This window comes from Streptomyces sp. NPDC004284 (assembly GCF_042874035.1).
Taxonomy (GTDB): Bacteria; Actinomycetota; Actinomycetes; order Streptomycetales; family Streptomycetaceae; genus Streptomyces.
Genome location: NZ_JBIAMJ010000002.1, coordinates 651,542 through 665,771, shown reverse-complemented (window position 1 = coordinate 665,771; position 14,230 = coordinate 651,542). Strand labels below are relative to the sequence as shown.

Sequence of the window (14,230 nt, the reverse complement as noted above, 5' to 3'; positions counted from 1 at the left end):
GGCATGCGCGAACACAGCGAGACCGCACCGGTCCTGGAGATCGAGGGACTCGGCGTCCACCTGTCCGGCGACCGGGCCGCCCGGCCGATCCTGGACGGGGTCAGCCTGACGGTCCGGCCCGGGGAGACGGTCGGCCTGGTCGGCGAGTCCGGCTCCGGCAAGTCCGTGGCCTGCCGCAGCGTCCTCGGGCTGCTGCCCGCGGGCGCCCGCACGGACGGGGAGGTCCGGGTCGCCGGGCGCGACGTCCTGGCGATGAACCGCGCCGAGCTGACCGCGCTGCGGGCCCGGCAGGTCTCGATGGTCTTCCAGGACCCGCGCGCCTCCGTGAACCCGCTGCGGCGGGTGGGCGACTTCCTCACCGAGGGGATGCGCGCGGCCGGGACGCCCGCCGCCGAGGCGACCGCCCGCGCCGAGGAACTCCTCGACGCGGTCGGCATCCGCGACCCGCGCGGCGCCCTGCGCCGCTACCCGCACCAGTTCTCGGGCGGCATGCTCCAGCGGGTCGTCATCGCGGCGGCCCTCGCGAGCGAGCCGGCCCTCCTGGTCGCCGACGAGCCGACGACGGCGCTCGACGTCACCACCCAGGCCGAGGTCATCTCGATCCTGGCCCGGCTGCGGGCCGAGCGGGGCACGGGCATGCTGTTCGTCACCCACGACCTCGAACTGGCCGCCACCGTCTGCGACCGGGTGTACGTCATGTACGCGGGCCGGATCGTGGAGACCCGGTCCACGGACGACCTGTTCGACGCGCCGCGCCACCCGTACACGGCGGGCCTGCTCGCCTGCACCCCGCGCATCGAACCGGGCGCGCCGGCCCCCCGGCCCATCCCCGGGCGTCCCGTCTCCCTCTCCGAGGCGCCGCCCGGCTGCTCCTTCGCCGCGCGCTGCGCCCACGCGGTGCCGCGCTGCGCCGAGGAGAAGCCCGCGCTCGTACCCCACGGCGACGGGCTGGCGGCCTGCCACCGTGCCGAAGAAGGGATCACGCTGTGACCGTCGCGCTCAAGGAGGGTCTGGTCGTCGAGGGCCTGCGCAAGCAGTACGGGGACCACACCGCCGTCGACGGCGTGTCCTTCACGCTGGCGCCCGGTGCCTGCCTCGCCATCGTCGGGGAGTCCGGCAGCGGCAAGACGACCACGGTCCGGATGCTCGTCGGACTGGAGCGCCCCGACGGCGGCACGGTCCGCCTCGACGGCCGGGACCGCTCGGCGCTGCCGAGGGGGCGGGCCGAGCGGCTCGCCAGGGCCCGGGAGATCCAGATGGTCTTCCAGGACCCGTATCTGTCGCTCGACCCCCGGATCACCGTCTCCGGCTGCCTGGACGAGGTCCTGCGGCTCCACACCGACCTCGACCAGGCAGGCCGCCGGACCCGGGTCGCCGAGCTCCTCGACCAGGTCGGCCTCGGCGCGCGCGAGGCCTCGGCCCTGCCCCGGGGGCTCTCCGGCGGGCAGCGCCAGCGCGTGGCGATCGCGCGCGCCCTCGCCGTGGAGCCCCGGGTCCTCGTCCTCGACGAGGCGGTCGCCGCGCTCGACGTGTCGATCCAGGCGCAGATCCTCGAACTCCTCGGCACGATCCGCCGCGAGTCGGGCATCGGCTACCTGTTCGTGACCCACGACCTGGCGGTGGTCCGGCACATCGCGGACGAGGTGCTGGTGCTGAAGTCCGGGCAGGTCGTGGAGACGGGTTCGACCGCGCGGGTCCTGGACGCGCCGGAGCACCCGTACACCCGGCTCCTCCTGGACTCGGTGCCCCGCCGCGGGCGGCACCCGGCAGGAGGATGAGAGGCGTGGGCCGGGGCCGGAACGCGCACGTCCGGCCCCGGCCCACGCGCGGTCAGGCCTCCAGCCGGGCGAGGACCGCGCGCATGGACCGCTCCAGGACCGCCCGGGACTCGTCGGTGGGATCGACCAGTTCGAAGGCGTGACGGCCGTTCGGCGCGTCGATGACCTCGACGTCGGCCCCGCGCTCCTTCGCGGCGGTCAGGAACTCCTCGACGGTCGCCGCGAGGACCTCGTGCTCCAGACCGGCGCGGGTCAGCACGACCGGCGGCCCGTCCGCCGTGCCCACGGTGTCGACGGGGCGGAAGCGGGATTCGACCGTCTCCCAGCCGGGCAGCGGCGCCAGGGCCGGATAGTTCGCCGCGACGCACCGCAGCCACGGCGGGGGCGCGGCGAGCCAGTCGGCGGCGAGGAGCCCGCCGGTGGAGAAGAACCAGAGCGCGATCCGGTCCCCGTCGACGCGCGGGTCGGCGCGGACCAGTTCGACGGCCTCGGCGAGGTCCCGGGCGGCCCGGGGGTAGTCGGCGAGGCCGTGGAGCCGAAGGTCCACGGTGACTCCGACGACGCCCACGTCCGCCGCGTAGCGGCCGTATCCCAGGAAGCACGGCGTATCCCGTGGCGTGGGCCGCCGGTCAGGGTCGATGGGGCCGCCGTGGACGAAGACGATCGCCGGCCGGGGCCCGTCGCCGTCCGGGAGGTGCAGGTCGACCCGTCCGATCCGGTCGCGCGGCCGCTCCGGCAGGTCGAGCAGGAAGGGCAGGAGGTGGGAGGGCTGCTCGTGCCCGTCCTCGGGCGCGGTCACCCGGTGGCCCTCGCCGGCCGCCGCGCGGAGCAGCACCTCGGCGAGTTCCCCGGGCGCGGAGAGCATCGGCCAGTGCCCGGTGGCGAGTTCGAAGAAGCGGAACCGGTCCTCGGTGAACACCCGGAACTGCGGCGGGCCGGACGCCACCGCCATCTCGACCATGGAGATGCTCTGCCCGTTGGCGGCGCACAGGACGCCGGTGGTCGGCAGGGCGGCCGCGGCGCCGGTCAGCCGGAGCGGCTCGGTGAGCGTGCCGGCCGGCTGGGGCGCGGCCTCCCGCTCCAGGCGTACGAGCGCCTCGGCGGGGATCCCCTCGACGCTGCCCCAGCGCGACCAGGCGCCGGGCGCGGGCGGCGGGACCGGCGCGTCGGGCCGCGCCGCGAGCAGCTCGCGGACCTCCGGGTCGGGCACGGAACGCACGGCGGCCTCGCCGGCCCCCGGCGGGCCCGTGTCCACGGACACGATCCGGGCGACGCGCCCGGGCCGCCGGTCGGCGGCGCCGAACACCGGGTGCAGTCCGTACCCGTGCCCCACGAGGACCACCTCGGCCGCCTCGATCCCGTCGATCAGCCGTACGAGCTCCTCGATGTGCGTCTCCAGACCGGTCCCCGGACCGGCCTCGTCGCCCCGCTCCCCCATCCCGGCCGGCGTCACCGGGTACGCCTCCGCTCCCGCCGCCCGCAGCCGGGCCGCGGTCTCCTCCCACACCCAGCCACCGGTGAAGGTGTCCGGCACCAGCACGAACGCCGTCATGACCGTCTCCTCGTCGTTCCTCGGGGATGTCTCGCGGTCACGCTAGGAACTCCCCCTGCGGGAGATTCAAGGGACGTGCCGGGGCGGTCCGGCAGGAGGTCAGAATGGTGGGGTCCGAAGGGGGTCGGGTTCCGCTGAAAGAGGTTCACCTCGTGTCGTCCGACGGTCTGTGGAGCATCGGGGAGCTGGCCGCGCGGGCGGGGGTGACCGTCAAGACCGTGCGGTTCTACTCCGACCGCGGTCTGCTGCCCGAGGCGGGCCGCAGCTCCGGGGGACATCGGAGGTACGGGGCCGAGGCGCTCGACCGGCTGCGGTTCATCCGGTCCCTGCGCGCCCTCGATCTGCCGGTCCCCGAGGTGGAGCGGGTGCTCGACCGGGACGGGGCCGAGGACGTCCTCGAGGAGGCCGTCGCGGAGCGACTGCGGGACGTGGGCTCCCGGTTGACGGCGCTGCGCTGGAAGGAGGCGTCGCTGCGGCTGCTCCAGGAGTGCGCGGCCGGGGAGCGCACGGAACGGCTTCGGCTGCTCGGCGCGCTGCCCGCACCGCCGGACACGGACGCCCTGGTCCGGTTCTGGCGCCGGGTCCTGCCGGCGCGGCTGCCGCGGCCGGTGGTGTCCTCGGTCCTCGACGCGGTGGTGCCCGCGCCGCCGGACGAGCCGGGCCCCGAGCAGGTGCTCGCGTTCGCCCGGCTGCACGCGCTCGTCACCGATCCGCGGCTCGAACGGCCGGAGTTCCGGCCCGCGCCGCCGCTCCCGGACGGCGAGTACCGGCCGGCCGTGCTGTACGAGGGGCTCGCCGAGGCGTACGGCCTGGCCTCGGCCCAGGTGCTGGCCGGGCGGGCGCCGCAGGACGGCGGGGCCCTGGACTGTTTCGTCTCCGCCTACGCCCACGCGCGCGGCGAACCGGACACGCCGGCCTTCCGGCGGCGGCTCGTCGGTCTGCTCGCCCTCGACGACGGTCCCGTGCTCCCCCGCTACTGGAAGCTCGCCACCGGCCTGTTCGCCCCGGACCAGCCGGTCCTCGGCCTCCTGCACCATCACCTCTCGGTGGCCCTCCGGACCCAGGTGTACGGCCCGGCCGCCTGACCCGTCCGCCGGGCGGGTCGGCGCGCCCGGGCGGGTGGCGTTCGGCGGCACGCGGGTGAGGGCGCGCTTGCGGGGCGGCCGGGCGGGGAAGGGGCGCACGGACTCAGGACGACGAGGAGGTGGTGCCGGTGTCGGGGCCGACGACCGGGGACGTGATGGGAGCGCCCTGCTGGCTGAATCTGTCCGCGCACGATCTGGAGGCGGCGCAGCGCTTCTACGGGGCCGTGCTCGGGTGGACGTTCCGGCGGGGCGCCCTCGGCGACGCGTATGTGGTGGGTGACCGGGACGGGGTGCCGGTGGGCGGGATCACGGCGGTGGCCGTCGAGCCGGCGGTGCCGGTGGCCTGGACGGTGTTCTTCGCCGTCGAGGACGCCGACGCGGCGGTGGCGCGGATCCGGGAGCGCGGCGGCACGGTCGGGGTGGGGCCGATGGCGTATCCGCCCCGGGGCCGGGCGGCGCTGGCGACGGATCTGGAGGGCGCGGTGTTCGGCGTGTGGGAGGGGCGCCTGATCTCGCGCTGGCACGTCGGGGAGCGGCAGGCCCCGGCCTGGCTGGAGCTGCACACCCGCAACGCGTTCGACGCGGCCGTGTTCTACGGCGGGGTGCTCCGGTGGGCGGACGGGAGTCCGGGCGGCAGTGAGGTGTCGTACGAGCACGACGGGGTGGTGCTGCGCCGGGACGGCGAGCCCGTGGCCCGGCTCGACAGCGGTCCGGTCGAATCCGCCTCTTCCCGGCCGCAGTTGCGCCCGCGCTGGCTGGTCCGCTTCCGGGTGCGCGATCTGGCGGCGGCGCGGGCGGCGGTCGAGGCGCACGGCGGCTCGGTCGTGCCGGGCGGCGAGTGGGCCGGGGTGCGGCCCTCGGAGGGCGACGAGGAGCGCCGGGTGGTGGTCCGGGACCCGGAGGGGGCGCTGTTCACCGTGGAGGAGGAGGGCTGACCAGCCCCGCCGGACCGGCCCCGCCCGACCGGCTTCACCCGATCGGCTTCGGCCGCCGGTCCCGGCTGGGTGCGGCGGCCTGAAGCGCGGCCGGGCGGGCGTCAGTTCGCGGCGGCGCGGGCGGCGACCCCGGCGAGGAGCCGCTCGCGCCGGCCCGGGTCGGTCGCCAGGTCGATCGCGGTCCACGCCATGGCGAGACCGCCGTCGAGGACGGCGCGGTCGGCGGCGGGCGTGGTCCCGTACCGGGTGAAGTCCGGGTGGTGCATGATCGTGTCGCCGCAGTCGTACCCGATGGACGGGTGGATCGTCGGGACGAGGTGCGAGACGTTCCCCATGTCGGTCGAACCGCCGCGCAGGCCGGGGTCGTCGGGGAGGACGGTGCGGCCGAGGGCCTCGGCGGCGGCCTGGTAGCTCCGGCCCATGGCGAGGTCCTGGCGGAGGTCGGCGTAGTCGTTGCCGACGGTCTCCAGGAGGAGTTCGGCGCCGGTGGCGAGGGCCCCGGCCTCGAAGCAGGCCCGTACCCGTGCCTGGAGTTCGGCGAGTTCCTCGCTGGTGCGGGCGCGGACGTCGTACGTCGCGGTGGCGCGGTCCGGAATGACGTTCGCCGCGTCGCCGGCCGAGGTGACGACGCCGGAGACGACGGCGTCGGGGACCATCTGCTGGCGGTGGGCGGCGATCGCGACCTGGGCGATCATCATCGCGTCGGCGGCGTTGACGCCCCGGTGCGGCATCGCGGCGGCGTGCGCGGGGGTCCCGCGGTAGGCGACGGAGAGGCTGCTGATGGCGAGGGTGGACAGGCCCACGGCGTCCTGCGGGGCGGCGTGCACCATCATGGCGGCCGCCACGTCGTCGAAGGCCCCGGCGCGGATCATGTCGATCTTTCCGCCGCCCGACTCCTCGGCGGGGGTGCCGAGGAGCGCGACGGTGATGCCGAGGTCGTCGGCGAGCGGCGCGAGGGCCAGGGCGGCGGCCACGGAGGCGGAGCCGTTGACGTTGTGGCCGCAGGCGTGGCCGATCCCGGGGAGCGCGTCGTACTCGGCGCAGATCGCGACGACCAGGTCGCCGCTGCCGGCGGTGGCGCGGAAGGCGGTGGGCAGTCCGTACGCCTCGCGGGTCACGTCGAAGCCGGCGCGCTCGGCGAGGTCCGTGATGCGGCGGGCCGCGCGGTGCTCCTCGTAGGCGAGCTCGGGGTCGGCGTGCAGGGCGTGGCTGAGCCCGATGACCGTGTCCCGGTGGCGGGCGAGGGCGGCCCGGCTGTGCTCGCGGGCCGTGGTGGTGGTCGTCATCGGAGCTCCTTGGAGGGGGCGCGGTAGAGGAGGGCGGCGGCGCCGCCGGCGACCGAGAGCGCGGCGCACAGCACCCAGGAGGTGGTGTAGGCGCCGAGGTCGGGCAGGGTGTGGCCGGTGGCGGTGTGGCCCGCGAAGACGGTGAGGACCGCGGCGGCGCCGAGCGAGCCGCCGACGTTGATGATCAGCTCGTTGATGCCGGAGCCGACGGAGGTCCGGTCGTGCGGGACGGACTCGACGGCGAGCGTGCGGGTGGAGTGCTGGAGGAAGCCGTTGCCGAGTCCGGCGAGCGCCGTGCCGAGGAGGAAGAGCGGCACCGCGGAGTGGGCGGCGAGGACGATGCCGTACCCGGCGGCCATGAGGGCGGAGCCGGTGACGAGGGTGAGCCGGTCGGTGACGCGGGCGGCGACGGCGGGGGCGGCGAGCGCGCCGAGGGCCATCGCGAGGAGGTTGGGGAGCAGTCCCAGGCCGATGGCGACGGGCCCGTAGCCGAAGCCGTAGCCGGTCTCGGCGGGGCTCGTGCCGAGGAAGACGGAGTGGGCGACCTGGAGGCCGAGCATGCAGAAGCTGAAGGCGAGCGTCACGACGGAGACGACGACCACGTTGCGCCGGGCGAACATCCGGACGTCGATCATGGGCTCGGCGGTGCGGAGTTCCACGAGCACCCACAGGGCGGTGACGAGCACGCCGCCGGCCAGGGTGGCGAGCGTACGGGTGGAGGTCCACTCCCAGCCGGGGGTGCCGCCGAGACCGAGCGCGAGCATCAGGGCGACGAGGCCGACGGAGAGCAGGACCGCGCCGGCCCAGTCGACGGAGCCGCCGGGGCGGTCGTCGGACTCGGGGAGCAGGGGCCAGGTGACGGCCAGGGCGATGCTCACCCCGATGGCGGGCACCCAGAGGGCGGCGGTGGGGCTGTCGACCGTGGAGGCGACGACGCCGCTGGACAGCAGGCCGAGGGTCAGGCCGCCGATCAGCGCGGCGACCATGCGGCTGATGCCGCGGCGGCTCTCGGCGTCGCCCCCGTCGGGGCGGTTGCGGAGGATGCCGACGAGGAGCGGGAAGAAGCCCGCGATGGCGCCCTGGAGGATCTGGCCGGCGAGCAGCACCGGGAAGGAGCGGCTCAGCCCGACGAGGACGGAGCCGGCGATGACGATCGCGAGGTTCCAGCGCAGCAGGCGGCGGTGGCCGTAGAGGTCGCCCATGCGGGAGAGGACCGGCGTGAAGGCGACGCTCGCGAGCAGGTTCGCGATGCTGATCCAGTTCAGGTCGGCCGCGGTGACCCGGAGGGTGTCGGTGAGGCCCTTGAGCAGCGGGGAGAGGAAACCCTGGGTGATGCCGCTGGAGAGCTCGACGAGGGCGACCGAGGCGATGACCGCGCCGGCGGGGACGGTGCGTACGGCTCTTCTGCGTACGGGGGCGGTGCGGGTACCGGCGTCCGTCATACGTACTACCTCTTCGGGAGGGCCCGTGGGCTCGATGGGGGAAGGGGGGCCGCCCGGCGGGTGGGGTACGGGGGCGGAAGATGCACCACAATGTGGCGAGCGGACGGCACTTCGGGCAAGAGTTGACCGTGAAGACGGCCGATTGCGGCAGCGGACGGGGGGTCTGCGGCGGATTCGGGCACGAGGAGGGCGCACGGGGCGCCTTCGGGCGGACTCGCGGGACGCCGTCGGGCAGGCTCGCGGGACGCCGCCGGGCGGGCGCGCGGGCGGGCGGAGAGGAGGCCGGGATGACGGCGGATCGGACGACGCGGTACGGCGGTGGCACCGGCGATGACGGTGGCGCGGGCCCCGCCGGTGGCGGCGGCGCGAGCGATGCCGGGGGCGCCCGGAGAGACGGTGTCGGCGGTCCCGGTGGTGGCGGCGCGAGCGGCGCCGGGGGCGCCCGGAGAGACGGGGTCGGCGGTCCCGGGCCCGGCGGCGGTCTGGACGCGCTGGACCACGGCATCCTGAAGGTCCTGCACCGCGACCCCCGCGCGCCGTTCGCGGAGGTCGCCGCGGCCGTCGGGGCGCACGAGCGGACCGTCGCGCGGCGCCTGGAGCGGATGACCGCCGACGGGCGGGTCGCGTTCGTGGCGGCGCTCATCCCCGAGTACCGGTACGAGGGGGTGACGGCGGAGCTCGCCGTACGGTGCGCGCCGGGCCGCGTCCACGAGGTGGCGCTGACGCTCGCCGCCCTGGACGAGACGCGGTCCGTGGAGGTCGCCACCGGGGCGCTCGACGTGTTCGTCGAGCTCCACGCGGCCGGTCACGACGCGCTGCTCACCCTGGTGGACACGGTGATCGGCCGGCTCGACGGGGTCGTGGACATCCACTCGGCGGTGGTGCTCCGGCTGCTGCTCACGGCGAGCGACTGGGCACCGTACGACGACGAGCCGACGGAGGTGCGGCGGCACGCCATGGAGGGCACCGCGCTCCCGGAGCCGCCGCTCGTGGACGAGCTCGACCGGCGGCTCGTCGAGCTGCTCCGGCGCGACGCCCGCATGTCGACGACCCGCCTCGCGCGGGAGCTGAGCGTCGGCGAGACGACGGCCCGGCGGCGCCTGGCCCGGCTGACGGCCTCGCACGTGCTGCACCTGCGGCTGCACGCCGACCCGGCGGTCCTGGGGTATCCGGTGGAGGCGCGGTTCCGGCTCGGGGTGCCGCACCGGGAGCTCGGCCCCGCGATCCGGCTGCTCGCGCGCGAGCCGGCCCTGCGGCACCTGGTGGTCACGAGCGGCGGGACGAGCCTGCTCGGGTACTCCAGCCACCGCGACACCCGGGACTTCCAGGAGTTCGCGGCCCGGGTCTTCGCCCGCCTGGAGGGCGTGACGTCGACGGAGACGGCGCTGCTGATGCGTACGTACAAGAGGGCGGGGTTCGCGGTGCTCCAGGGCTGAGCAGGGGCCCGCGCCCGAGAAGGGCCCTTCTCGGCCGCGTCTCCGCGGCCGAGAAGGGCCCCGCCGGCCGCGTCTCCGCGGCCGGGCGGGGCCCTCGTGGTTCCGGCGGGTGTCTCTGCGGTCCGCCCGCCGGAGGGGCGGCGCCGCCGCGGGGCCGTCCCCACGTACCGCTTCGGCGGCGCGCCCCGGTCGTCGCCGCCGTCAGGCGGTGGTGGCCCGCGAGGCGGTGCGCGGGTCGGCTCCGGGCTCGGCGCCCCCGGCGCCGCCGGGGGCCGGCGCCGTGAACCTCGCGGGGATCAGCGCGGCGACGACGGCCGCGACGAGGCCGACTCCGCAGCCGATGAGCATCGCGACGCGGAAGCCGCCCTCGGAGGGCAGCGTGTGGCCGCCGAGGGTGGTGGTCATCTGGGCGAGGACGACGCCGATGACGGCGGCCGAGACGGAGGTGCCGATGGAGCGCATCAGGGTGTTGAAGCTGTTGGCCGAGGCGGTCTCCTCCTGCGGCACCGCGCCCATGATGAGGGCGGGCATGGCGCCGTAGGCCAGTCCGACGCCCGTGTTGCAGATGAGGGTGACGGTGAGCAGGCCCCAGGTGGAGCCCATCAGGGCGAGGGAGGAGCCGTATCCGGCGGCGATGACGAGCGCGCCGACGGAGAGCGTGACCTTGGGGCCGCGGGCGGCCGAGAGCTTGGCGCCCAACGGCGCCAGGACCATCATCATCAGGCCGGCGGGGGCCATCCAGAGGCCCATGGCCATCATCGACTGGCCGAGGCCGTACCCGGTCGCCTCGGGCAGCTGGTAGAGCTGGGGGACGACCAGGGACTGCGCGTACATGGCGAAGCCGACCAGGACCGAGGCGGCGTTGGTCATCAGGACGACCGGGCGGGCGGTGACGCGGAGGTCGACGAGCGGGTCGCGGGTGCGCAGCTCCCAGGCGCCCCAGGCGAGCAGCACGACGGCCGCGACGGCGAACAGGCCGAGGGTCGTGCCGCTGCCCCAGCCCCAGGTCGCGCCCTTGGAGACGGCGAGCAGCAGGGCGACGAGCCCGACGCCGAGGCCGAGGGCGCCCGGCAGGTCGAAGCGGCCGGGGGCGGCCGCGCGGTGTCCGGCGGGGACGACGCGCCAGATGAGGGCGCCGACCAGGACGCTCAGTCCGGCGGCGACCCAGAAGAGCACCCGCCAGCTGGCGTTCTCGGCGACGGCGGCGGAGAAGGGCAGACCGAGGGCGCCGCCGACGCCCATGGAGGCGCTCATCAGGGCGATGGAGCCGCCGAGCTTCTCGGGCGGGAGGATGTCGCGGAGCAGGCTGATGCCGAGGGGGACGACACCCATGCCGAGGCCCTGGAGTCCGCGCCCGACGATCATCGGGACGACGGAGGAGGCGAGGGCGCAGACGACCGATCCCGCGACGAGCGGGACGACGGAGACGAGCAGGACGCGCCGCTTGCCGAGGGTGTCGCCGAGCCGGCCGGCGACGGGGGTGGCGACGGCTCCGGCGAGGAGGGTGGCGGTGATCACCCAGGAGGCGTCGGAGGCGGTGGTGCCGAGCAGCTTCGGGAGGTCGCCGATGAGCGGCACCACCAGGGTCTGCATGAGTGCGGCCACGATGCCGGCCAGGGCGAGGACGCCGACGACGCCGCCTGGGCGGGCCTCGGGCTTGGAGCCGTCCACGGGTTCTCCCTCGTACTTTCTTCGGTCTTCCAGGAACAGATATATGCATCATGCACATCACTTGCAGCATGCACAAGCTATGCATGATGCACATATGGCCGCGGCAGGAGAGAATGCACCCATGGACAAGCCCACCCACCTCGTCGAGTTCGAGAGCATGCTGCTGGGACGGCACGCCCATCTGTACGGGCCCCGCTCCCGCGCGGCCGGCGGCCACCTCGACCGCAGCGCGTACGTCCTCCTCACCCGCATCCGGATGCACGGGCCGATGTCCATCGGGCAGCTCACCGAGGCCTTCGGCCTCGACGCCTCCACCCTCAACCGGCAGACCGCCGCGATGCTGCGCGCCGGGGTCGTGGAGCGCATCCCGGATCCGGACGGCGGCATCGCCCGCAAGTTCCGCATCACGGAGGAGGGCGAGCGCCGCCTGGAGGCCGACCGCACCTCGAACATCGAGGGCCTGGAGCGGGTGATGGAGGAGTGGTCACCCGAGGACGTGACCCGCTTCGCCGCCTACCTCGAACGCTTCAACCGGGACATCGAACGACTCGAAGGCCGCCCCTGGCCCCGGCCCTGAACCCCTGGGCTCCGCGCCGCCCCTGACCCCCTAGGCGCCGCGCCGCATCGCGGCCTGCCGGTCCACCGTCGCCAGGGCGGTGTTGACGAGCGCCACGACGGCGAAGGAGACGGCCCACGCCGGCCAGCCGAGGCCGAGGAGCGCGAGCGCCGCCGCCCCGAACACCAGGGCCTTGACGCACAGGACGACCGCGAGCGGCACGCGGAACCGCACCCTGGGCGCGGCGAACAGGCCCCAGAGGACGGCCGCGGCGGCGGGCGCGGCGACCGCGAGCAGCAGCCGGAGCGCCACGTTCTCCGCGCCGTCCCATCCCCACCGGGCCAGGAAGGCGAGGGCGGCGAGTTCGAGCAGGAACGCCAGCCCCTCGTTGAACACGTGCAGCGGACCGGGCAGCTTCATCGGAGACCTCTCGACGTCGATCACGCGCACGGACGGACGGCCCGAGCGTAGAGGGCCGGAGGAACGGAAAACCGCCGCCCGCCGCCATGTTCAAGTCAAGATTCTGTTACGCGAACGGGCTTGTCGGACAGAAGACTTCCTTCCGCTCCCGCTCCTCTGGGATCTTGCGTCCACCCCACACATCACAGGGCCCGGCCGGCGCCACCCGCGCCACCGGGTCATCGGAGGACGCATTGTTTTCCCACATATCCGGCCGCATGAGACTCTCGGCCCTCGCGCTCGGCACGACCCTGGCCCTCGGCAGCACCGTCGGCCTCGCACAGGCCGCGCCCCTGGACAACGAGCCCCTCGCGGCGCGTTCGGCCGGTCCCGCTGCCGCTCCCGCGGCCGCCGCGGCGCCCGCCGCCTGGGCCGCGGGCACCCGCGCCTACCTGGTCATCACGGCCCCGGGCGACACCACCGCCGTCCGCACCGCCGTCGCGAACAACGGCGGTTCGGTCTTCGCCTCGTACGACGCGATCGGCGTGATCGTCGCGCACTCGGCCTCCGCCTCCTTCGCCGCCACGATGCGCGGCGTCTCCGGCGTCCAGAAGGTCGGCGCGACCCGTACCTCCGACGTCCCCGCCGACGCCTACAACCCGGCGCTCCCGGCCAACCCGACGCAGGCCGCCGCGCCGACGACCGAGCCCGTCCGCTCGGACATGACGCAGATCAAGGCCGACCAGGCCTGGGCCGTCACCCCGGGTTCCGCCTCGGTCAAGGTCGGCATCCTGGACACCGGCGTCGACGACCAGCACCAGGACCTGGCGCCGAACTTCGACGCCGCCGACTCGGTCTCCTGCGCGTACGGCAAGCCGGACACCCGCCCCGGGGCCTGGCGCGACGTCGACCAGCACGGCACCCACGTGGCCGGCACGGTCGCGGCCGCCAGGAACGGCAAGGGCGCCATCGGCGTCGCGCCGGGCGTGAAGATCGCCTCGGTGCGCCTCGCCGAGCCCGGCACCACGCTGTTCTACGCGGAGAACACCATCTGCGGTCTCGTGTGGTCCGGTGACCACGGCTTCAAGGTCACCAACAACAGCTACTACACGGATCCCTGGCAGTTCAACTGCCCGAGCGACCTCGACCAGGCGGCCATCCTGGAGGGCGTGGGCCGCGCCCAGGCGTACGCCGACGGCAAGGGCTCCCTCCAGGTCGCGGCGGCCGGCAACTCCAACGTCGACCTGGCCAACAAGACCACCGACACGTCGAGCCCGAACGACTCGACGCCGGTGACCCGGACCCTCACCAACGACTGCCTCGACATCCCGGCCGAACTGCCGGGCGTGGTCACGGTCGCGGCGAACGGCACCAGCGGCACGTCCAAGGCGTCGTTCTCCAACTACGGCAGCAACATCATCGAGGTCTCGGCCCCCGGCGAGTCCGTCTACAGCACCGTCCCCGGCGGCAAGTACGCCTCGTTCAGCGGCACTTCGATGGCCTCCCCGCACGTGGCGGGCGTGGCCGCGCTGCTCGCCAGCGCCAACCCCTCGTACACCCCGGCGGACATCCGGGCGAAGCTCGGCGAGCAGGCCACCGACCTGGCCTGCCCCTCGGACGCGCGCTGCACCGGCACGACGGCGAAGAACAGCTTCTTCGGCGAGGGCCGCGTGGACGCCCTGAAGGCCGTCGGCGGCTCCACCCCGCCGGCCGGGGCGTACTTCGAGAACCTCACGGATTACGCCATCGCCGACAACTCCACGGTCGAGAGCCCGATCACGGTCAGCGGCGTCACGGGCAACGCGCCGGCCACCCTCAAGGTGGGCGTCGACATCAAGCACACCTACATCGGTGACCTCAAGGTCGACCTGGTGGCCCCGGACGGCAGCGTCTACACGCTGCACAACCGGACCGGCAGCGGCACGGACAACATCCTCCAGACGTACACGGTCAACGCCTCGTCCGAGGTCGCGAACGGCGTCTGGAAGCTCCGCGTGAACGACAACGCGAGCCAGGACACGGGCCGGATCGACGCCTGGAACCTGACCTTCTGACACCACGCACCCCGTGAACGGGGCCGGAGCCATGGC

12 protein-coding genes are annotated in these 14,230 nt (G+C 74.9%); 7 read left to right on the top strand and 5 right to left on the bottom strand.

The features are described from left to right. Positions 1 to 3 precede the first annotated feature (3 nt). Together ACFYUS_RS08175 and ACFYUS_RS08170 are read left to right on the top strand one after the other, a co-directional pair. Positions 4 to 990: an ABC transporter ATP-binding protein gene (locus tag ACFYUS_RS08175; protein ID WP_388847147.1), complete on the top strand. Its 987-nt coding sequence runs from the start codon at positions 4 to 6 to the stop codon at positions 988 to 990. Beyond that, complete coding sequence (locus ACFYUS_RS08170) at positions 987 to 1,778, top strand: ABC transporter ATP-binding protein (protein ID WP_388847145.1); 792 nt, start codon at positions 987 to 989, stop codon at positions 1,776 to 1,778. Before ACFYUS_RS08175 ends, ACFYUS_RS08170 begins: the two co-directional genes overlap by 4 nt. Before the next feature lie 52 nt (positions 1,779 to 1,830). Here ACFYUS_RS08170 and ACFYUS_RS08165 read toward each other — a convergent pair whose 3' ends face one another. Next, the gene (locus tag ACFYUS_RS08165) at positions 1,831 to 3,330 is read right to left on the bottom strand and encodes a dienelactone hydrolase family protein (RefSeq protein WP_388847143.1); all 1,500 of its coding nucleotides are present in this window, start codon (positions 3,328 to 3,330) and stop codon (positions 1,831 to 1,833) included. A 152-nt stretch (positions 3,331 to 3,482) separates the two neighbouring features. Here ACFYUS_RS08165 and ACFYUS_RS08160 point away from each other — a divergent pair, with 152 nt between their 5' ends. Next, positions 3,483 to 4,415: a MerR family transcriptional regulator gene (locus ACFYUS_RS08160; RefSeq protein ID WP_388847141.1), complete on the top strand. Its 933-nt coding sequence runs from the start codon at positions 3,483 to 3,485 to the stop codon at positions 4,413 to 4,415. Between the two features lie 119 nt (positions 4,416 to 4,534). Next, a complete protein-coding gene (locus ACFYUS_RS08155) occupies positions 4,535 to 5,350 on the top strand; it encodes a VOC family protein (RefSeq protein ID WP_388847139.1) in 816 nt (271 codons plus the stop codon). A 101-nt stretch (positions 5,351 to 5,451) separates the two neighbouring features. Here ACFYUS_RS08155 and ACFYUS_RS08150 read toward each other — a convergent pair whose 3' ends face one another. Both ACFYUS_RS08150 and ACFYUS_RS08145 read right to left on the bottom strand, forming a co-directional pair. Next, complete coding sequence (locus ACFYUS_RS08150) at positions 5,452 to 6,636, bottom strand: M20 family metallopeptidase (protein ID WP_388847137.1); 1,185 nt, start codon at positions 6,634 to 6,636, stop codon at positions 5,452 to 5,454. Then, positions 6,633 to 8,078 carry an MFS transporter gene (locus ACFYUS_RS08145; protein ID WP_388847135.1) on the bottom strand — a complete coding sequence of 482 codons (1,446 nt, stop codon included), beginning with the start codon at positions 8,076 to 8,078 and terminating at the stop codon, positions 6,633 to 6,635. Before ACFYUS_RS08145 ends, ACFYUS_RS08150 begins: the two co-directional genes overlap by 4 nt. A gap of 287 nt (positions 8,079 to 8,365) precedes the next feature. On the opposite strand from ACFYUS_RS08145, the gene ACFYUS_RS08140 reads away from it, so the two are divergent. Further along, positions 8,366 to 9,514, top strand: coding sequence for an Lrp/AsnC family transcriptional regulator (locus ACFYUS_RS08140; RefSeq protein WP_388847133.1), 1,149 nt, complete (start codon positions 8,366 to 8,368; stop codon positions 9,512 to 9,514). Between the two features lie 201 nt (positions 9,515 to 9,715). Here ACFYUS_RS08140 and ACFYUS_RS08135 read toward each other — a convergent pair whose 3' ends face one another. Next, positions 9,716 to 11,185: an MFS transporter gene (locus ACFYUS_RS08135; protein WP_388847131.1), complete on the bottom strand. Its 1,470-nt coding sequence runs from the start codon at positions 11,183 to 11,185 to the stop codon at positions 9,716 to 9,718. A 121-nt stretch (positions 11,186 to 11,306) separates the two neighbouring features. Between ACFYUS_RS08135 and ACFYUS_RS08130 the strand changes: the two genes are divergently transcribed. After that, complete coding sequence (locus tag ACFYUS_RS08130; protein WP_388847129.1) at positions 11,307 to 11,762, top strand: MarR family winged helix-turn-helix transcriptional regulator; 456 nt, start codon at positions 11,307 to 11,309, stop codon at positions 11,760 to 11,762. Positions 11,763 to 11,792: 30 nt separating this feature from the next. Here the strand turns inward: ACFYUS_RS08130 and ACFYUS_RS08125 are convergent, their stop codons facing one another. After that, on the bottom strand, positions 11,793 to 12,191 hold the full coding sequence (locus ACFYUS_RS08125) for a DUF2568 domain-containing protein (protein WP_388847127.1): 399 nt from the start codon (positions 12,189 to 12,191) through the stop codon (positions 11,793 to 11,795). Positions 12,192 to 12,418: 227 nt separating this feature from the next. Here ACFYUS_RS08125 and ACFYUS_RS08120 point away from each other — a divergent pair, with 227 nt between their 5' ends. Continuing rightward, complete coding sequence (locus ACFYUS_RS08120) at positions 12,419 to 14,194, top strand: S8 family serine peptidase (RefSeq protein WP_388847125.1); 1,776 nt, start codon at positions 12,419 to 12,421, stop codon at positions 14,192 to 14,194. The last annotated feature ends 36 nt before the right edge of the window (positions 14,195 to 14,230 follow it).

Excerpts from the sequence above, each read along its gene's own strand:
- ACFYUS_RS08175 (WP_388847147.1), top strand. The coding sequence starts at position 4 with ATGCGCGAACACAGCGAGACCGCACCGGTCCTGGAGATCGAGGGACTC.
- ACFYUS_RS08165 (WP_388847143.1), bottom strand. The coding sequence starts at position 3,330 with ATGACGGCGTTCGTGCTGGTGCCGGACACCTTCACCGGTGGCTGGGTG.
- ACFYUS_RS08150 (WP_388847137.1), bottom strand. The coding sequence starts at position 6,636 with ATGACGACCACCACCACGGCCCGCGAGCACAGCCGGGCCGCCCTCGCC.
- ACFYUS_RS08145 (WP_388847135.1), bottom strand. The coding sequence starts at position 8,078 with ATGACGGACGCCGGTACCCGCACCGCCCCCGTACGCAGAAGAGCCGTA.
- ACFYUS_RS08140 (WP_388847133.1), top strand. The coding sequence starts at position 8,366 with ATGACGGCGGATCGGACGACGCGGTACGGCGGTGGCACCGGCGATGAC.
- ACFYUS_RS08130 (WP_388847129.1), top strand. The coding sequence starts at position 11,307 with ATGGACAAGCCCACCCACCTCGTCGAGTTCGAGAGCATGCTGCTGGGA.
- ACFYUS_RS08120 (WP_388847125.1), top strand. The coding sequence starts at position 12,419 with ATGAGACTCTCGGCCCTCGCGCTCGGCACGACCCTGGCCCTCGGCAGC.